Below are 18,119 nucleotides of genomic sequence, written 5' to 3'. Positions count from 1 at the left end.
TAAAACTTTAGAAATCATGGAATTAAAAAAGAATCCTAGAGCTGATGTAGGAAGAAACAGTAGCTTGTATTTTGCTGTTGGTCTTAACATCATGTTACTGTTTACATATTTTGGACTTGAATACAAAACCTATGATAAAATGCTAACTGAAACAGATATTTTAATGCTGAATGAAAAGTTAGAAGAAGATATTCCTATTACCAATATCGAAATTAAACCTCCACCACCACCAAAGACAGTGGTTGTCCAAACTATTCAAGTTGTTGAAGATGTTGCTGAAGTCGAAGAAACCATATTAGAGAGTACAGAGATTACCCAAGACGATGTTATCGAAGACGTAATAACGGTAGAGGAAGTTGATGTAGAAGAGGTAGAAGAAGATATAGAGGTGCCTTTTGCAGTTATTGAACGCGTACCAACATTTCCTGGATGTAAAGGTAGTAATGATGAATTAAGGTCTTGTTTTCAAAGAAAAATTACAGAACATTTGCAAAACAATTTTCAGTACCCAGAAGTCGCTCAGAATATGGGAATTACAGGTAAAGTTTATGTATTTTTCTTAATTGATAAACAAGGAAAGGTTACCAATATAAAAAGCAGAGGTCCAGATAAGTTACTAGAAACAGAAGCAGAACGCATTATTAGTATTTTACCTAAAATGATACCAGGAAAGCAGAGAGACAAAAATGTGAGTGTACCTTATAGTATTCCCATCACTTTTAAGCTCAATAGAAATTAAGTAGTTTTCCACTTAATATTACAACCCATACTTGGCTTTTGATCAGGATTAATTGCATTTCCATTTAATAGGGCATCAATTGTAGTTCGTAAGTCTTTACCTGTAACTGGGATGCCATTACCAGGGCGAGAATCGTCTAGTTGTCCTGCGTAAACTAATTCGTCATTACCATCAAACAAAAAGAAGTCGGGAGTGCAAGCTGCATCGTAAGCTTTAGCTACGTCTTGAGTTTCATCATAGAGATAAGGAAAAGGATAGTGGTTATCTTTTGCGTGCTTTTTCATTAACTCAGGACCATCTTGCGGATAATTTGCAACGTCATTACTAGAAATGGCAATACATCTTATCCCATTAGACTTGTAGTCATTGGCTAAACTAACCAGTTGCTCATTAACATGAATAACAAAAGGGCAGTGGTTGCATATAAACATAATTAGGGTGCCATTTTCACCTTTAAGTTGAGATAATGATTTGCTTATATTATCTTTAGTGTCAATTAATGTAAAATCAGGAGCTTTTGTGCCAAGCGGCAACATATTAGATGGAGTTAGTGCCATTTTAATTTAATTATATGGAAAAGATAATAACATTTGAAGACTTTACAAAGGTAGATTTACGCGTTGGAACTATAATCGAAGTCAATGATTTTCCTAAAGCCAGAAACCCGGCATATCAGCTTACTATTGATTTTGGGGATTTAGGTATCAAGAAATCTTCAGCTCAAATTACTACGCTTTACACTAAAGAAGATTTGTTAGGTAAACAGGTTGTAGCAACTGTAAACTTTCCTAAAAAACAAATAGCCAACTTCATGAGTGAATGCTTAGTAATGGGTGCAGTAAAAGCAAACGATGTTTATTTGTTACATCCAGAGACTAAGGTTAAAAATGGGGCACAAGTATCTTAGAATGCTTAAAGTTCTTCTCTAAAAAAAATAGCATTCATCAATAACTTATTGGTGCCATACCAAAATGCTCTAAAGTTAGTATTGTCCGTAAAAGCAACGACCTTACCGCGCCCTAAGCCTCCTATTTTTAACGGGACAGTACCAGATAAACTATCTAGATTTTGTTTTGAGATATAACCACTTAGAAGCGGATCTTTTGTGTATTGAATTGGGTTGTTATAACTGTTTTTATCTGGTTTTACAAACAATGTAGTATTTCTAAACATTGGCAAAGTGCTGTTTTTATAACCAAAATTTATCGGGTGAGAACGGTCTAAGTTAGTTTCAAATATAGCACCACCAATAACTTGTGCACCTCTAAAATTACTACGTTGTTCTCTTGTAATATTTTTGGCAACTAGCTTTGGTTTTTTAAATTCAATTTTCATGAATTTTTTTCCGTTTAGATAATTCAAAGCACGTCTGTAACCTATAAGGGTTCCGCCGTCTCTTATCCAAGATTGTAACTTTTTCGTATTTCCTTCATTTAAGCCAGAACCATTAACCATAATAATGGCATTATAGCGACTCAAATTTGCTCTCGAAAAGTTTTTAGTGTCTAGTTTTGTAACAGGAATATTATAACGTGTGTCAAGCAAATGCCAAATTTCGCCAGCATCATAAGAGGTCATACCATCACCAACTAATAAGGCTATTTTTGGTAATTGTAATGGTCTAAAATTATTGCTTCCTAGATCGATACCATCATTAAGTCCTGTAGAAACAGCATCAATAGAAATATGACTTTCTTGAGCCAATTTATCTAATAGTTTAAAAAGCTTTTCGTTAGATAAGCTTTGATTTTGAGCAGGTATCATTAACGTGCCATAATCATAAGATTTTCCGTTAGCCTTAAACTGCTTTTGACTTGTTTTAACACGAATACCATGTTTTAGCACTTGATACAAAAACTTTGGTGAATAATACTCATGCCATTCGGTCAAATAGGCATAATTACTCTTTTCTCTTACACCACCTTTTTTGAATTTCAAATCATTGATTTCGGCTCCAGCTTCTGCAGTTGTAGTTTCAGCATAATCTAAATTAAAAGCTAATGGAAAAGACCACGCAGATATATCATAAAATAGGCTATCCTTAAACTGAGTTCGTTTTTCGAACATGGCATTAATTAGCCTTGTATTGTTTTGGTTTTTTGGAACGATATAACTATAGCCTTTTTTGTATTGCTTTCCATCTACAGAGAAATCGGCTTTAACATCATGAAACTTTATATTGTGACGTTTAAGAATCTCAGCCATATGATAGGTGCGAGCTGCGTCCTTTTCATCTCCAAAAACTATGGCTTTTTTGCCTTCCTTTTTCGCTTCATTTCTTGCATTTTTAAAGAAGTTGTGTTGATAGTTTAAAATATCTTCTCGCATTCCGTTTGCTGCTTCTAATGTAGATAGTGCTGCCGTAAATTGATTTCTTATCGTAAATGGAAACGTCAATAGACCATTAACACTTTCTTGAATATGTCCGCGAGAACTAGCTTGTTCAAATAAAATACCAATACCACCATTAATATCAGGAAATGTAGAGCCTTTTCCGTAGTAGAAGTCATCAAAACTTTCTTCTGAATAATATAATGAGCCAATTTTATCTAGTGCCTTTGCATGATAAGTCGCAATCTGCTTCGTAAGATCTTGATTTAATTTTGGGGTTAGTGGATGTGTTCTTGAAGGAATTCCTGGCTGGAAGAAAAAACTAGAATTAGTACCCATTTCGTGGTGGTCCGTTAATATATTTGGCATCCACTCATGAAACGTTTTAATTCTTACTCTAGATTCTGGTAATTGTACTGGTAGCCAATCTCTATTCATATCAAACCAATAGTGATTGGTACGTCCACCTGGCCATACCTCACTATATTCCCTGTCATTTGGGTCGGGATTTAAATTTTGACTACGATTTGTATTGGCCCAATATGCAAACCTTTGTAGACCATCAGGATTTAAAGATGGGTCAAAAAGTATAACAGTATTGTTTAAAAGGGCGTCTATTTTCGGACCTTGTGCCGCAGCCAAATAATATGCTGCAGCTAAAGCAGCATTAGAACCACTGGATTCATTACCATGAATGGAGAATCCTTGATACACCACAATTGGTCTATTTGTATCAGTATTATCTATTTGTGTAGCCTTAACATGCTCTTGCTTAATAGTGCTTAGCCTACTATGATTTGCTGGTGATGTAATTTTTAATAGAAGCAATGGTCGATCTTCGAAGGTTTTACCTCTATTTTCAATAGTTATTCTATCTGAAGCTTGTGCAAGTGCATACATGTATTGCACTAATTTATCATGAGTTATGTGCCATTCGCCAACTTCATGACCTATAATACTTTTTGGCATAGGTATGTTATTGTCGTATTGAACATCATTGGGTAAGTAATACGAAAGGTCAACATTAGATTGACCATAAAAAGAAATCGTAATAAATAAGAGTGCTAAAGATAAAATGCGTTGCATGCTATTTGGTGGGTTAGTGGTTATCTAGGATATAAAAATAAAAAAACCGTTACTTAAGGTAACGGCTTTTAAAATACTTTAACAACTGAAATTATATATCTTCGAAATTAATGTCCGTAAAGCTATCTGTACTAGTGTCTTCTGGAGTTTTTGCTTCTTGAGCTTCAAAATCATTGTCTTCTCTCTTAAAATCTTTTTGATGACGTTCGCTAATAACTTCTTCTCCTTTTTCATCGATAATGTAATCTGTCATTTCAGCTAAAATCTCTTTAAACTCAGAAAAGTCTTCTTTATAAAGATAAATTTTATGCTTTTTGTAATGGAAAGAGCCATCATCATTTGTAAACTTTTTGCTTTCAGTAATGGTTAAGTAATAATCACCAGCTTTAGTTGCGCGCACATCAAAGAAATATGTTCTGCGTCCAGCTCTAAGAACTTTCGAGAATATTTCCTCCTTATCCATTGTATCGTAATTACCCATAATTTAATGTAAGTTTTAATTGCAGACCAAAAATGTAAAAAATTTAAATAGTAACCAACAAATAACTAAATTTCTTTTTCAGAGCGTTGCTTGATGTATAAATCCCTGTAATATCCATCTATTTCTTTGAGGGTTTTATGTGTGCCAGATTGGATAATTCTCCCTTCATCTAATACAATTATTTTATCAGCATTTTTTGCGGAAGAAATACGATGACTTACAATAATTGTGGTTTTATCTTTAGATACTTTGTTTAAGTTTTTAAGTATTTTTTCTTCTGTCTCTGTATCTACCGCAGATAAACAATCATCAAATAGCAGAATTTCAGGAGACTTTATAATGGCTCTAGCAATAGATACACGTTGTTTTTGACCTCCTGATAGTGTAACACCACGTTCACCAAGAATTGTGTCATAACCATTTTTAAAACCAATGATGTTTTTATGCACTTTAGCATTTTTAGCAGCCTCTATAACGTCTTCATCACTGGCATCTTCTTTACCAAATTTTATATTGTTTTTAATAGTGTCAGAAAACAGAAATGCATCTTGAGGTACATATCCTATGCTTTCACGCAAGCTAAAGAGGTTTACATCGGTAATGGTTTTGCCATCAATTAATACATTACCTTCTTGGGTATCGTATAATCTTCCTATTAAGTCTAATATGGTTGATTTTCCTGAACCTGTCATCCCTAATATGGCAAGTTTTTCGCCAGGTTCAATAGTAAAGCTTACATTCTTTAAAGCTGTAATGTTTGTATCAGGATAGGTAAAAGTTACATTCTTAAAACTAATTCCGCCATTTATGTCAGATACATCTTCGACTATATTTTTTATTTCAGGTTCTTGCTTTAAAAACTCATTAATACGTTTTTGAGACGCTTCGGCCTGCTGAATAATCGATGTTACCCAACCAACAGTTGCTACTGGCCATGTAAGCATATTAACATAAATAATAAACTCAGCTATGGTACCAATATTTTCTATCTCACCGTCTATATATTGCTTACCACCAATAAATATTACTAGCAAATTGCTTACACCAATTAATAATATCATTAATGGAAAGAAAAACGCTTGAACTTTAGCGAGATCTATTTGCTTTTTTCTGTTCTCTACAGATAACACCTCAAAATCTTTATTTGTAGCCGGCTCAATAGTGTAGGACTTAATAACTGATATTCCACTAAATTGCTCTTGAGTGAACGATGATAATAATGATAGCGACTCTTGTACAATTTTACTTCTATGATTTATTAAACGGCTAAGCTTATAAATCACAAAAGACAATACAGGTAATGGCAGTATAGTGTAAAGTGTAAGTTTAGGAGCTGTACTAAACATATAAGTTAATGCTATTATGAATAAAGTTATCGTATTAATCGTATACATAATGGCTGGACCAGCATACATACGAACTTTACCAACATCTTCACTTATTCTGTTCATCAAATCTCCTGTACGATTAGACTTATAAAAACTCAATGATAAAACTTGGTATTGTTTATAGATTTCGTTCTTTAAATCAAATTCGATATAACGAGACACATTAATGATTGTTTGTCGCATTAAAAATGTAAAAATTCCAGCAATTAAAGCTGCACCCAATATGTATAATACTGAGGTGAATAAGTCTGCTTTTGCAACTTCTGCGGTAAGATTTCCTTCTAAATAAGACTCAATAATGTTAATGGATTTACCAATAAGCCTCGGTGTAAATAGAGCGAAAATCTTTGATATTATTGTAATAAAAACACCGAGTATAAGTCTATATCGGTATTTGTAGAAGTATTTATTGAGATGTTTTAATGCTTTCATAAACTTTAAAGGAATACAAACCTATTGCTATAATCTTATTTTTCAGTTAATATTTTGCTAATCCTTCAATTATGGGTTATTTTTGCACGCTGTTTTTTCGTAATCCTCAACACAGCACTTAATTTTTCTACTTATGACAACAGACGTTATTAACGTAAAAGATTTTAAAAATGCCGATCCAGTTTTTGGACAACTATCTTTTGATAATCACGAACAAATCGTGTTTTGCAATGACAAAGATACTGGTTTAAAAGCAATAATTGGCATTCATAACACAGTACTTGGCCCAGCTTTAGGTGGTACCAGAATGTGGCAATATAAAAGCGAATGGCATGCACTAAATGATGTATTACGTTTATCTCGTGGTATGACGTTTAAGTCTGCAATTACTGGTCTTAATCTTGGCGGTGGAAAAGCAGTTATTATTGGTGATTCTAAGACTCAAAAAACACCAGAATTGATGCGTCGATTTGGTGAATTTGTTCACTCATTAGGTGGGAGATACATTACTGCCGAGGATGTTGGTATGGCAACCGAAGACATGGATACGGTACGAGAAGTAACACCTTATGTTACTGGAATTTCTGAAAGTAAAGGTGGCGCAGGAAATCCTTCTCCAATTACTGCTTATGGTGTTTTTATGGGAATGAAAGCAGCAGCAAAGTATAAATATGGATCAGATATACTTGAAGATAAAGTGGTGTATGTCCAGGGTATTGGTAATGTTGGTGAATCTCTTGTGGAGCATTTAGTAAATGAAGGCGCTAATGTTGTAATATCGGATATTAGTCAAGAGCGCTTAGAAGAAGTGAGTTCTAAGTATGGTGTGTCTATTTACAATGGTAATGATATCTATTCTGAACAAATGCATATATATGCGCCTTGTGCTTTAGGGGCAACTATTAACGATGAAACCATCAATAAGCTAAAAACAGATATCGTTGCAGGTGCGGCCAATAATCAATTAGCTAGTGAATTAAGGCATGGAAAACAACTTAGAGAAAAAGGTATTGTATATGCTCCAGATTTTTTAATTAATGCTGGAGGTATTATTAATGTTTATGCGGAGCTTGAAAATTATGACAGAGCAGAAATAATGCGTAAAACCGAAAATATTTACAATACAACTTTGGAGATTTTAGAGAACGCAGAATTAAATAATCTCACAGCACATTCAGCTGCATTAAACATTGCTAAAAGCCGAATAGAATCTCGAAAAGCAGAAAATTCAAAATAATTTTTTTGAATAGTAAGAAATACTATTTTTGCAGGGTGAAATTTTTAAAGTTTCACCTTTTTTAATGATTTAAAAAAACAGTTCTTTATTTATGCTCAATCGAAGACACATTCGTATTAAGGTAATGCAAACATTATTCGCTTTCACTGGCTCAGAAAGTGATAATTTTAAGAAAGATGAAAAATTTCTTTTCAACAGCATCGGTAAGATGTCCGATTTGTACCTCACAATTTTAGCATTATTTATTGAGCTTCAAAAGAAGGCAAATTCAAAATTAGAACGTTCTCAAAAAAAACTTCTTGCTACAGAGGAAGATATTAATCCAAACCGAAAGTTTGCGGATAATACTGTTTTAGAATTAATCAGCAATAATGCAACTTTAAAAGAGACCATAGCTGATAGAAAACTAAATTGCTGGGATTTGGACTTTGAGTATGTCGATATCATTTACAAAACCATAATTGAAAGCGATTTGTACAAAGACTATATGGCGAATGGTGTATCTAATTTTAAGGAAGAGAAGGATTTTATAATTGATGTATATACCGCGTTTATTGCACCTAATGATAAATTGTTTGATTATTTTGAAGACAAACAAATAACCTGGGTCGATGACTTACCGGTGATTAACACAGCCATTGTTAAGAAGCTGAATAAATTAAAACCTTCTAAAACTGAGCATTTTTTGATGCCAACACTTTATAAAGACGAAGAGGATAAAATTTTTGCTAAGGATTTACTTTTAAAAACATTGCTTAATACATCTAAATTTTCGAAGGAAATAGATGCAAAAACCACCAATTGGGATAGTGATAGATTAGCAAGTCTGGATAAAGTACTACTTAAAATGGCAATTTGCGAATTTCAAAAATTCCCATCTATACCAGTAAAGGTTACCATTAATGAGTACTTAGAAATTGCCAAACAATATTCTACACCTAAGAGCAGCGTATTTATAAATGGTATTTTAGATAAAATAGTAAAGGAGTACAACGCCAATAATATTCATAATAAAATAGGGCGTGGTTTAATGTAAAACTCAATAAATTCAATAGTTTTTTGATTGTTAAGACGGTATTAAAAATTTTAATTCGTTGAAATAATTACTACATTTGGCAGCGTAATAAAAAATATTCATAATTAATTTTAAAAATATAGCGATGAAAAAAGTTATTTTAGGTTTAGGGGCAGTTTGTATGTTAGCCTTTACATCTTGTAAAGATGATGCAGCAAGCAAAGTGAATTCTGAAAATGTTGCAATTGCAGCAGAACGTGATGCTAATGCAGGTGATTTACCAGTAATTAAGTTTGATAAAGAAATTCATGATTTTGGTACTATCGAAAACGGAACTCCAGTAGAAACAGTGTTTAACTACACTAATACAGGTAATTCTATGTTAGTAGTAAGTAATGTAAAAAGTACATGTGGTTGTACAGTTCCATCTAACTATACTAAGCAAGTTGCACCTGGTGAAACAGGTAATTTTACAGTAAAGTTTAATGGTAAAGGCAATGGTAATAAGGTAACTAAAGCTATTACTATGACTACTAATACTGCTAAAGGAAACGAGCAAGTAAAAATCACTGCTTTTGTAGAAAAAGACCCGAATGCACCAGCTAAGGTAAATGCCTCTACTACAGGAAGCTCTAGTATTTTACAAGCACAACCAAAGAAGTCAAGTACTAGACCAGGTCACGAAGGTCATAACCACGATTAATTGAATTTAATGGAAGGAATTAATCCTAATTTTATAATGATTGCGGCTATGTTAGCCGTATTCTATTTCTTTATGATAGCGCCTCAGCGTAAGCGCATAAAGCAAGAAAAAAACTTTTATAATCAACTTAAACGTGGCGACCGTGTTATTACTAAAAGTGGAATGCATGGAAAGGTTGCTGAGTTAAACGATAAGGACAACAGTTGTGTAATCGAAACACTAGCTGGAAAAATAAAGTTCGACCGTTCAGCAATCTCAATGGAGATGAGTAAAAAGCTCAATGCTCCTGCAAAGTCAAAGTAGTTGATATAAAATATAAAAAAAAGGTCGCCATTTGGCGACCTTTTTTTTGCAGTTTATTAAATTAATTAATAGGGGTGTTACTCTCGCAATTAGCAATTTTTATACTTATCATTTAATCCAACACCACTAAGAATCATTGGTGTAATTTTTTCTAGCCTACTGAGCTTTGTAGCTTCCCGTTTAGCAGACTCGATATGCTCACAATACTCACGTTGTTTTCCAGGTGTCAAGGCTTTAAAAGCAGCTGATAAATCTTTATTGGTTTTTAATGTAGATTCAAGCAATTCAGGAATAATAACAGCTTTTGGTTTGCGGTCTACCTTTATCTCCTTGCCAGCACGTTGATTTTCTATGGATTCTTTTACATAAGCCAAAACAACGTCTTTGTTTACATCTTTAATATTGTCAAAACGCATCTGACGTAATCCTTTAGTTTTACCTTCTTGTGCATTAACCAATAGGTTATGTTCGTCTTTTAAGAACACACCATTAAAAAACCAAATACAAAAGTGTTGTTTAAAAGCACCCAGACCTAAAACATTTTTACCAGCCAAATCATATACTGGTGCAGACCATTTAATAGCTTCATTGAGTTCGGTTTTAAGAACGATGCTTCTTAATAGTTCTAATTCTTTTTGCCAATGGCTATTCGTTTCTATGTATTCTTCAACAGAATAAACTTTCTTCATCTCGTATAAATTTAGTTGCCAAGATAATCCAATTTTTCAATTAAATCGTTTCTACGATTTGTATAAAATTACCACAAGTATCATTAAATACAGCATATTTTACAGTCCCAAAGGTTGATGGTTTAATGCTGAACTCTACACCTAGGTTTTTTAGTCGTTCATATTCTGCATCCACACTATCCACATCAAATTGTGTGTAAGGCATGCCGGCCTCTACTAAGGCTTCTTGAAATACTTTACAAGGTTCAAAATGGTTTGGTCCAGGTTCTAATAATAATTCTGGTCCATCTTGGTCATCTTTAGATACCAAGGTTAGCCATCTGTTACCGCCACCCAAAGGCGTGTCTTTCTTTTTAATAAAACCAAGCTTTTTGGTGTAAAATTGAAATGCTTTTTCTTGGTCTCTAACGGGAATGCTAACAAGTGTAATTTTCATTTTTGTATTGTATTGATTTAGTTTTCAAAATTCAACAATCAGAATTTGTAATACTTCTTGAAAGTTGCTCTTTTTGAAATTGACTTGGTGATTTGCCATTTCTGGATTTAAACAACGTACTAAATGAACCCAAACTTTGGAAACCAACTGCGAAACAAGTTTCTGTTACAGAAATTCCATTTTTCAATGAATCTTTTGATTTTTTTAGACGTACGTCGATAAGATATTGTCTTGGTGTTTGCCCATAATATCTCTTGAATAACCGCAGTAAATGGAATTTTGAAACAAATCGTTTTTGCGATATAAAATCAAGGTTTAAATCTGACTCATAGTTGTTATCAATATAGTTTTTTATACCAATAACAGTCTCTAATTGCTCTTGGTTAGGAAAAAGAGTGTCTTTTATGGCATCTATCTTTTTTTGATAATAGGACATTAGCTAATGGCTTATGTTCTTAAAATTAGTAAAAAAGACTTATTTAAAGGGTGTAGCTTCTATTCAATTTTAAATTCCTCCAATGCAGGTAAGGCCTTATTACTAAAGTCAAATAAAGCTTGATTCTCCCATGGTGAGGCATTTGTTGCTTGATTTCCATTCCAGGCAATTAACTCAGCACCCCAATAACAAAAGCCGATACCTTTCTCTAATTCTTGAGTAATTGTTTTTATAGCCCTAACAAATTTACTTTGCCCTAGTTCTGTTGCTGGATATTCAGGTAAAATGAGTTGTTCTTCTAAGCCTACAATGTTATTTGTCCAATCATTCCACTCGAGTGTAAAAGGATAGGCGGTTTCAGCAATGATAATCTGCTTATCGTTAGCTTCGCTTAAGCTCTGCATAGCGTTTTTAAGATTATTTAAAGACATACCATGCCAAATTGGGTAATAGGATACGCCAATAATATCATAGTCAATTGTGCTCACTTGATTAAAAAACCAATCAGAATTTTGAATTCCCGCAAAATGTAGAATGATTTTACAATCTTCTGAATTATCTCTTACAGCATTGCTAGCTTCTTGAAGCAGATTTAAAAAGTTTTGGTAATTAGTGGTAATGTTACCATAAGGATGAAGCATTCCTGAGTTTATTTCATTACCAATTTGTATATAGTCTGGTTCAATTTCATTTATTACTTGAGCTGTATAATTATAAACGGTTTCTTTTAAAGATTCAAAATCCAAACCTTGCCATTGAAGCGGAGTTTCTTGTTGACCAGGATCAGCCCAAGTGTCAGAATAATGTAACGTAAGCCATACTTTAAATCCTCTATTTCTTAGGGTTTGAGAAAACGCTTTTACCTCGTTAAATCCTGAATGTTCGTCTACTGGATTAACCCACAATCTTAGCCTAACTGTGTTGACACCATTTTCTTTTAGTATCGTTAAAAACTCTTTTTCGTTGCCTTCTAAATCAAAAAAAGTAGGACTTGTATTTGATATCTCTGGGAACCTTGAAAGGTCAACTGCAGATAAAAATTCACCATTTCCCGTTTGAGGACTAACATTATTTATTTGCTCATTCTCACAAGACACTAGAATTAAAAAGCATATCAATATTTTAGTAATGCGACTCATTTATTAATACTAAGTTACTTTATTTTTTAGCAACTAATTCTGCTATTTTGCAAATCACTTCAGTGGCTTTTATCATACTTTCTACAGGTACATACTCGTAACGTCCATGGAAGTTATGCCCACCAGCAAAAATATTAGGGCAAGGTAATCCCATATAACTCAACTGTGAACCATCTGTGCCACCGCGTATAGGCTTTATTAATGGGGTAATACCAAGGGATTTCATAGCTTCTTCAGCAATATCCACAATATGTTTTACAGGCTCAACCTTTTCTTTCATATTGAAGTACTGATCTTTAATCTCGATTTCAAAAATAGGTTTGCCATATTTTTCATTTAAATCATCTACAACTTTTTGCATCAATGCCTTACGAGCTTCAAACTTCTGTTTATCGTGATCTCTAATGATGTACTGCAGCTTTGTTTCTTCTACTTTACCTTCAGTGCTGTATAAATGAAAGAAACCTTCGTAACCTTCGGTTTGTTCAGGTGTTTCATTACTTGGCAATGAATTAATAAATTCTGAAGCATAATACATGCTATTTACCATCTTACCTTTAGCATAACCAGGATGTACAATCTTACCTTTTACGGTTACCACAGCGCCAGCTGCATTAAAATTCTCGTATTCTAATTCTCCAATTTGGCTACCATCCATAGTGTATGCCCAATCAGCATCAAATTTTTCAACATCAAACTTGTGTGCGCCACGACCAATTTCTTCGTCAGGTGTAAACCCAACTTTTATAGTGCCGTGTTTAATCTCAGGGTTATTAATCAAGTATTTCATCGCCTCCATAATCTCTGTAATACCTGCTTTATCATCAGCACCTAATAGTGTTGTGCCATCTGTTGTGATGAGGGTTTGGCCTTTATATAGTAGAAGATCTTCAAAATAATCAGGAGATAAAACAATATTCTCTTCAGCGCTTAACACCAAATCTTGGCCTTGGTAATTTTCGATAATTTGGGGTTTTATATTAGCGCCTGTATAATCTGGAGTTGTATCGAAATGCGAAATAAAACCAATTACTGGGACATCGTGATCTACATTGCTTGGCAACGCAGCCATTACGTAAGCATTCTCATCAATAGACACATCGCTCATCCCCATTGCTTTGAGTTCTTCTACTAATTTATTAGCTAAATCCCATTGTTTAGCAGTACTTGGTGTAGTATCAGAGTTTGGGTCAGATTCAGTATCTATGGTTACGTAGCTTATAAAACGGTCTATAAGTAATTGTTTATCTATCATATTTTGCAATGCTTTGCATCAAAAATAATACTATTGAAATGAAAATTAAGAAGAAATCAATTACTTTTCAATTTATTGCTTTGTATTGAAATAAGCTTTACTTTTAATGACATACTATCAACCCAACTAATTAAAAAAAGAGCAAAATAGCTTCATAATTTCTTCATTATTGCCTCTTAATGTTTGATTTTTTGGTTTAAAAAGTAGTAATCTTAAAACTAACTAAATGACTGAAGAAGAAATTTATTCAAAATTAAAATCAAGATTTACTAGTGAAATTACTGTTAGCGATAATTTATGGTCAGACATTAAATCAATAATAGAGATTAAGACCATTAAAAAGAACGAAATTCTTATCCCTTACGATAGCCTTGATCCTAACGTATATCCTATTATTAAAGGAAGTTTTATGTGCTCTTTAGTTACAGAAGAAGGTAATAAAAAAGCCGTTTGGTTTTTCTTCGATGATGAGTTCGATGTAGCTTGCGCTCATGATAGTTTCTTTTTAAATAAGCGTACAAAATACGAAATCGTTGCCCTTGAAGAGAGTATTGTTGCCAGAACTGGCAAAGCTGATTTTGAAAATTTGTTAGATAAGCATCAAGAATTCAATACCTTTTTTATAAAGGATATTCTCAATAAGTTTATTAAACTTAATGAGGTTAGAAGCCATTCTTTAGTTTATAATTCAGAAGATTATATAAGATATCTTAAGAAAGAATACCCCATAATATTTTCAAGAATACCAGCTAAACATATAGCACATTTCTTAGGTGTAACACCAGAATGGTATAGCAAACTTTTAAAGAAAGATCGCGTCTTGAATTAATTCAAGAAAAATTTTGTGTCATAAATGTAATTTTGATGCAACATGTTTTTAACAAACTTTAAAAAGTCGATCTCATAATAAATTTTTTAAGCTCTTTTAGAGAATTAAAAAAACCCTAATATAATTATGAAAAAACAACTAACCGCTGTTCTTTTTACTATTTGCAGTACTGTCATTTTAGCACAAAAAAATAGTTATAATATTGGTGTATTAACAGATAATAATACCGAGGAGCTTCAACCCATAGTACTACAATTGCAAACTCAAATTAGAGCGGTAGTTGGAGAAGATGCCATTATTAATTTTCCTAAAGAGAATTTTTTGGTTAATGGTTACGACCTAAAAAAAGCGGAGCAAAACTACCAGACACTTTTAAACAGCAATACAGATATTATTCTAGCTTTTGGAGTGGTAAATAATATTGTTGTAAGCAAGCAAAGGGTTCATCAAAAACCTACAATTTTATTTGGTGCAGTTAATAAAGATATGGTAAATGTAGACTTAACTAAAACCACTTCTGGGATAGATAATTTTACATATTTAATAGATTCTCAGTCATTTAAAGATGATTTAACCAAGTTCAAAGAACTTACAGGTTTTAAAAATGTTGGGATTATAATAGAATCACAACTAATTGACATTCTTCCTATAAAAGAAACTTTTGATAGAGAACTTCAAGAGTTGGAGGCGAGCTATAAATTAATTCCTTATGAAACTATTTCAGACATAACATCTAATATAGAAGGTGTAGATGCAGTTTATTTAGCTGGCGGATTTTTTCTAAGCTCAGACGAAATTAAAACACTCGCAAATACACTTATCCAAAAAAAGATTCCTTCATTTACTAATACACGTATTGAAGACGTAGAAAGGGGTTTGATGGCTACCAATCAATCCAATGGTAATTTTGATCAATTTTTTCGCAGAATCGCACTTTGTGTAGAGGCTTATGTTAATGGTAAAAACTTATCAGAATTACCGACATATATAGAATATACACCTCGTTTAACCATTAATTTTAATACTGCTGAGGCTACCAATGTACCAATTAAGTATAGCCTAATTACCAATACAGATTTTGTTGGTGAAATGAAAAATGCGTTGTCCGAGAAACAGTTTAATCTTTTAGAGGTAATAAATCAAGTTCTCGATAAAAACCTTGTATTGCAATCTTCTCAAAAGGATGTTGACTTAACAACTCAAGATGTTAAAGCTTCAAAAAGTAATTATATACCGAGTATTACTGCTTCTGCTAACGGTACTTATAACGATCCAGACTTGGCTGAAATAAGCAATGGACAAAACCCTGAATTTCAAACTGCGGGAAACATCACTTTAGAACAAACCGTTTTTTCTGAAGCTGCAAATGCTAATATTTCCATTCAAAAAAGTTTACAAAAAGCGCAACAAGAAAACTTTAACACAGACCAATTAGACCTAATTTTCGATGCAACTAATGTCTATTTTAATGTACTCGTTTTAAAAACCAATGCTCAGATTCAGTTACGTAATTTAGACCTAACAAAACGGAACCTCGAGATAGCTACACAGAACTTTGAAGCTGGTGAATCTGGAAAGTCAGATATGTTGCGTTTCCGAAGCCAGCTAGCACAAAACACTCAGGCTATGGTGCAAGCCATTAATCAATTAGAGCAAAGTTTTATCTCATTAAACCAAATACTTAATAATCCTGTAAATACAGAAATTGATATTGAAGATGCTGAACTAGGTGTAGGTGTTTTCAATGAGTACAATTACAACCAACTTAGAGATTTGGTAGATAACCCAGTTTCTAGAGAACCTTTTATAGATTTTTTAATTCAAGAAGCAAAGAATAATGCACCAGAACTTAAGTCTTTGGGTTATAATTTAGATGCTACAAATCGTAACATTAAACTAAATAGTGGAGGACGTTTTCTACCTACAGTAGCCTTGCAGGGTCAATACAATCAAGTCTTTGATAGAAGCGGTAAAGGAAGTACTGCGCCACAAGGTTTTGGTTTAGTAGACAATAACTATAGCGTGGCTTTAAATGTATCTATACCAATTCTTAATCAGAATCTTACTAATATTAATCGCCAAACGGCTATTATTCAAAAAGACCAGTTGAATATTAACAAAGAGAATACAGAATTAGCAATATCTGCCAATGTCAGAAATGCTGTTTTAAACCTGATAAATGAAATTTCTAATATTGAATTATCTAAAGTTTCTGAAGAAACTGCCAGGGAAGCTTTAGAGTTAACTCAAACCTCATATTCTAGTGGAGCTGTTAACATTATTCAATTGATTGATGCTCAAAATAATTATTTAAATGCACAACTAGACAGAGCAAATGCTATATATAATTATTTAATAAATGCCTTACAATTAGAACGCTTCTTAGGGTATTACTTTTTACTTAATACTAAAGAAAGTAACGATGCATTTACAAGACGTTTTTTAGAATTTTCGAATAATAGAAATTAACATAAAATAAAGCTTAATTACTGTTTTTGTAATTAAAGCCCAACTAAATTACAACCAAAATGAAACAAGGACTTAAAATTTTCAGTTTAGTTTTAACGACTTTATTACTTATTGCATGTAAAGAAGAGGAAAAGGTCATAGAAAAACTCATAAGACCCGTTAAATTCCAAGAGATTGGTTATTTAGGTGGTGAAAAGATTAGAAGTTTTAGCGGAACTGCACAAACCGATAAAATCATCAATTTAAGTTTTAGGAATACAGGTATCATAACGCAATTTGATATAAAACTTGGTCAGCTTGTTAAAAAAGGACAATTGTTGGCACGCCTGGATAATGTGCAATCACGATTATCCTATGAGCAAGCCGTTACTCAACTTAACAGCGCTGAGTCTCAAATGAATACCGCGAAGTTGAGTTTAAATCGTACACGATCATTATTTGAAAAAGGAAGTGCTTCGTTAAGTGATTTTGAATCGGCAAAAAATGCCTATAAAACTGCTCAGGAAAGTTTTCAATCAGCTAAGCGAGGTGTGGGAATTCAGCAAGATCAAATAAACTATGGTTATATCTATGCACCAGAAGATGGTGTCATTGCTTCTGTAACTGCAGAAATAGATGAGACTGTAAGTCCAGGACAATCAGTAGCAACTCTTAATGCAGGTACAGATATGGAAATAACTTTAGGTATACCAGAGAGTGTTATTAATGGCGTAAAACAAAACATGAATGTAGATGTAGATTTTGCATCGCTACCAGGTAAACAATTTAAGGCTAAAGTTACAGAAGTTGCACCAGCGGTTGATGCCAACTCTGCTACGTATCCTGTTAGAGTAAAAGTTACCAATCCTAGTGAAGAGATAAAAAGTGGCATGGCTGCTAATGTAACTTTCGATTTTGGAGACAGAAAAAACAGTAATACCATTTTAGTAATACCAGCTAATGCTGTAGGAGAAGATAGCAATGGGCGATTTGTTTTTTTAATAGAAAATGAGGGGAATAAATCTAGAGTGAAAAAGCATAAAATTACGCTTGGAAATTTAACGGCTGAAGGGTTTGAGATTAAGTCAGGATTATCTGCAGGCCAAAAAATAGCTACAGCTGGCTTACAGACGTTGCTTGATGGTCAAGAGGTTAAACTTCAATAATAAATA

Annotated in this window: 18 protein-coding genes; 9 read left to right on the top strand and 9 right to left on the bottom strand. The window is 33.1% G+C overall.

Annotated elements, in window-relative coordinates; all coding sequences use genetic code 11:
* Positions 1–16: 16 nt before the first annotated feature.
* Positions 17–739: an energy transducer TonB gene (locus ED556_RS14045; RefSeq protein ID WP_296325254.1), complete on the top strand. Its 723-nt coding sequence runs from the start codon at positions 17–19 to the stop codon at positions 737–739.
* Here the strand turns inward: ED556_RS14045 and ED556_RS14040 are convergent.
* Positions 736–1,296, bottom strand: coding sequence for a thioredoxin family protein (locus tag ED556_RS14040; protein ID WP_296325250.1), 561 nt, complete (start codon positions 1,294–1,296; stop codon positions 736–738). The two genes, ED556_RS14045 and ED556_RS14040, sit on opposite strands and share 4 nt — an antisense overlap.
* A 14-nt stretch (positions 1,297–1,310) precedes the next feature.
* Here ED556_RS14040 and ED556_RS14035 point away from each other — a divergent pair, with 14 nt between their 5' ends.
* The gene (locus ED556_RS14035; RefSeq protein WP_296325248.1) at positions 1,311–1,646 is read left to right on the top strand and encodes a tRNA-binding protein; all 336 of its coding nucleotides are present in this window, start codon (positions 1,311–1,313) and stop codon (positions 1,644–1,646) included.
* Positions 1,647–1,651: 5 nt separating this feature from the next.
* On the opposite strand, the gene ED556_RS14030 is transcribed toward ED556_RS14035, so the two are convergent.
* The 3 genes from ED556_RS14030 to ED556_RS14020 form a co-directional block, all read right to left on the bottom strand.
* Positions 1,652–4,156, bottom strand: coding sequence for a M14 family zinc carboxypeptidase (locus ED556_RS14030; protein WP_296325245.1), 2,505 nt, complete (start codon positions 4,154–4,156; stop codon positions 1,652–1,654).
* 91 nt (positions 4,157–4,247) lie between these two features.
* The gene (locus ED556_RS14025) at positions 4,248–4,637 is read right to left on the bottom strand and encodes a PUR family DNA/RNA-binding protein (protein ID WP_296325242.1); all 390 of its coding nucleotides are present in this window, start codon (positions 4,635–4,637) and stop codon (positions 4,248–4,250) included.
* A gap of 65 nt (positions 4,638–4,702) precedes the next feature.
* The gene (locus ED556_RS14020; RefSeq protein WP_296325239.1) at positions 4,703–6,457 is read right to left on the bottom strand and encodes an ABC transporter ATP-binding protein; all 1,755 of its coding nucleotides are present in this window, start codon (positions 6,455–6,457) and stop codon (positions 4,703–4,705) included.
* 133 nt (positions 6,458–6,590) lie between these two features.
* On the opposite strand from ED556_RS14020, the gene ED556_RS14015 reads away from it, so the two are divergent.
* The 4 genes from ED556_RS14015 (at position 6,591) to yajC (ending at position 9,715) form a co-directional block, all read left to right on the top strand.
* A complete protein-coding gene (locus ED556_RS14015; RefSeq protein WP_296325236.1) occupies positions 6,591–7,694 on the top strand; it encodes a Glu/Leu/Phe/Val dehydrogenase dimerization domain-containing protein in 1,104 nt (367 codons plus the stop codon).
* 124 nt (positions 7,695–7,818) lie between these two features.
* The gene (gene nusB, locus ED556_RS14010; RefSeq protein ID WP_296325233.1) at positions 7,819–8,730 is read left to right on the top strand and encodes a transcription antitermination factor NusB; all 912 of its coding nucleotides are present in this window, start codon (positions 7,819–7,821) and stop codon (positions 8,728–8,730) included.
* A gap of 124 nt (positions 8,731–8,854) precedes the next feature.
* Complete coding sequence (locus tag ED556_RS14005; protein WP_296325229.1) at positions 8,855–9,412, top strand: DUF1573 domain-containing protein; 558 nt, start codon at positions 8,855–8,857, stop codon at positions 9,410–9,412.
* A 9-nt stretch (positions 9,413–9,421) separates the two neighbouring features.
* Complete coding sequence (gene yajC / locus ED556_RS14000) at positions 9,422–9,715, top strand: preprotein translocase subunit YajC (protein ID WP_296325225.1); 294 nt, start codon at positions 9,422–9,424, stop codon at positions 9,713–9,715.
* A gap of 89 nt (positions 9,716–9,804) precedes the next feature.
* Here yajC and ED556_RS13995 read toward each other — a convergent pair whose 3' ends face one another.
* From ED556_RS13995 to pepT, 5 genes are read right to left on the bottom strand one after another with little or no spacing between them, the layout of a single operon-like run.
* Positions 9,805–10,404, bottom strand: coding sequence for a YdeI/OmpD-associated family protein (locus ED556_RS13995; RefSeq protein WP_296325222.1), 600 nt, complete (start codon positions 10,402–10,404; stop codon positions 9,805–9,807).
* A 40-nt stretch (positions 10,405–10,444) separates the two neighbouring features.
* The gene (locus ED556_RS13990) at positions 10,445–10,840 is read right to left on the bottom strand and encodes a VOC family protein (protein ID WP_296325220.1); all 396 of its coding nucleotides are present in this window, start codon (positions 10,838–10,840) and stop codon (positions 10,445–10,447) included.
* 31 nt (positions 10,841–10,871) lie between these two features.
* Positions 10,872–11,276: an AraC family transcriptional regulator gene (locus tag ED556_RS13985; RefSeq protein ID WP_296325218.1), complete on the bottom strand. Its 405-nt coding sequence runs from the start codon at positions 11,274–11,276 to the stop codon at positions 10,872–10,874.
* A 59-nt stretch (positions 11,277–11,335) separates the two neighbouring features.
* Complete coding sequence (locus tag ED556_RS13980; RefSeq protein ID WP_296325216.1) at positions 11,336–12,415, bottom strand: glycosyl hydrolase 53 family protein; 1,080 nt, start codon at positions 12,413–12,415, stop codon at positions 11,336–11,338.
* 19 nt (positions 12,416–12,434) lie between these two features.
* Positions 12,435–13,670 (bottom strand): peptidase T, encoded by a 1,236-nt coding sequence (pepT, locus tag ED556_RS13975; protein WP_296325212.1) that lies wholly within the window; start codon positions 13,668–13,670, stop codon positions 12,435–12,437.
* A 226-nt stretch (positions 13,671–13,896) separates the two neighbouring features.
* On the opposite strand from pepT, the gene ED556_RS13970 reads away from it, so the two are divergent.
* The 3 genes from ED556_RS13970 to ED556_RS13960 all read left to right on the top strand — a co-directional run bounded on the left by ED556_RS13970 (position 13,897) and on the right by ED556_RS13960 (position 18,113).
* Positions 13,897–14,499, top strand: a complete 603-nt coding sequence (locus ED556_RS13970; protein WP_296325208.1) for a Crp/Fnr family transcriptional regulator — start codon at positions 13,897–13,899, stop codon at positions 14,497–14,499.
* 126 nt (positions 14,500–14,625) lie between these two features.
* A complete protein-coding gene (locus ED556_RS13965) occupies positions 14,626–16,968 on the top strand; it encodes a TolC family protein (RefSeq protein ID WP_296325205.1) in 2,343 nt (780 codons plus the stop codon).
* 59 nt (positions 16,969–17,027) lie between these two features.
* On the top strand, positions 17,028–18,113 hold the full coding sequence (locus ED556_RS13960) for an efflux RND transporter periplasmic adaptor subunit (protein WP_296325203.1): 1,086 nt from the start codon (positions 17,028–17,030) through the stop codon (positions 18,111–18,113).
* The last annotated feature ends 6 nt before the right edge of the window (positions 18,114–18,119 follow it).

The organism is Winogradskyella sp. (genome assembly GCF_003712105.1).
Lineage (GTDB): Bacteria > Bacteroidota > Bacteroidia > Flavobacteriales > Flavobacteriaceae > Winogradskyella.
Note: the sequence above shows the minus strand (reverse complement) of the source record. Positions and strands in the feature narration are given on the sequence as shown.

Excerpts from the sequence above, each read along its gene's own strand:
- ED556_RS14045 (WP_296325254.1), top strand. The coding sequence starts at position 17 with ATGGAATTAAAAAAGAATCCTAGAGCTGATGTAGGAAGAAACAGTAGC.
- ED556_RS14040 (WP_296325250.1), bottom strand. The coding sequence starts at position 1,296 with ATGGCACTAACTCCATCTAATATGTTGCCGCTTGGCACAAAAGCTCCT.
- ED556_RS14035 (WP_296325248.1), top strand. The coding sequence starts at position 1,311 with ATGGAAAAGATAATAACATTTGAAGACTTTACAAAGGTAGATTTACGC.
- ED556_RS14030 (WP_296325245.1), bottom strand. The coding sequence starts at position 4,156 with ATGCAACGCATTTTATCTTTAGCACTCTTATTTATTACGATTTCTTTT.
- ED556_RS14025 (WP_296325242.1), bottom strand. The coding sequence starts at position 4,637 with ATGGGTAATTACGATACAATGGATAAGGAGGAAATATTCTCGAAAGTT.
- ED556_RS14020 (WP_296325239.1), bottom strand. The coding sequence starts at position 6,457 with ATGAAAGCATTAAAACATCTCAATAAATACTTCTACAAATACCGATAT.
- ED556_RS14015 (WP_296325236.1), top strand. The coding sequence starts at position 6,591 with ATGACAACAGACGTTATTAACGTAAAAGATTTTAAAAATGCCGATCCA.
- nusB (WP_296325233.1), top strand. The coding sequence starts at position 7,819 with ATGCAAACATTATTCGCTTTCACTGGCTCAGAAAGTGATAATTTTAAG.
- ED556_RS14005 (WP_296325229.1), top strand. The coding sequence starts at position 8,855 with ATGAAAAAAGTTATTTTAGGTTTAGGGGCAGTTTGTATGTTAGCCTTT.
- yajC (WP_296325225.1), top strand. The coding sequence starts at position 9,422 with ATGGAAGGAATTAATCCTAATTTTATAATGATTGCGGCTATGTTAGCC.
- ED556_RS13995 (WP_296325222.1), bottom strand. The coding sequence starts at position 10,404 with ATGAAGAAAGTTTATTCTGTTGAAGAATACATAGAAACGAATAGCCAT.
- ED556_RS13990 (WP_296325220.1), bottom strand. The coding sequence starts at position 10,840 with ATGAAAATTACACTTGTTAGCATTCCCGTTAGAGACCAAGAAAAAGCA.
- ED556_RS13985 (WP_296325218.1), bottom strand. The coding sequence starts at position 11,276 with ATGTCCTATTATCAAAAAAAGATAGATGCCATAAAAGACACTCTTTTT.
- ED556_RS13980 (WP_296325216.1), bottom strand. The coding sequence starts at position 12,415 with ATGAGTCGCATTACTAAAATATTGATATGCTTTTTAATTCTAGTGTCT.
- pepT (WP_296325212.1), bottom strand. The coding sequence starts at position 13,670 with ATGATAGATAAACAATTACTTATAGACCGTTTTATAAGCTACGTAACC.
- ED556_RS13970 (WP_296325208.1), top strand. The coding sequence starts at position 13,897 with ATGACTGAAGAAGAAATTTATTCAAAATTAAAATCAAGATTTACTAGT.
- ED556_RS13965 (WP_296325205.1), top strand. The coding sequence starts at position 14,626 with ATGAAAAAACAACTAACCGCTGTTCTTTTTACTATTTGCAGTACTGTC.
- ED556_RS13960 (WP_296325203.1), top strand. The coding sequence starts at position 17,028 with ATGAAACAAGGACTTAAAATTTTCAGTTTAGTTTTAACGACTTTATTA.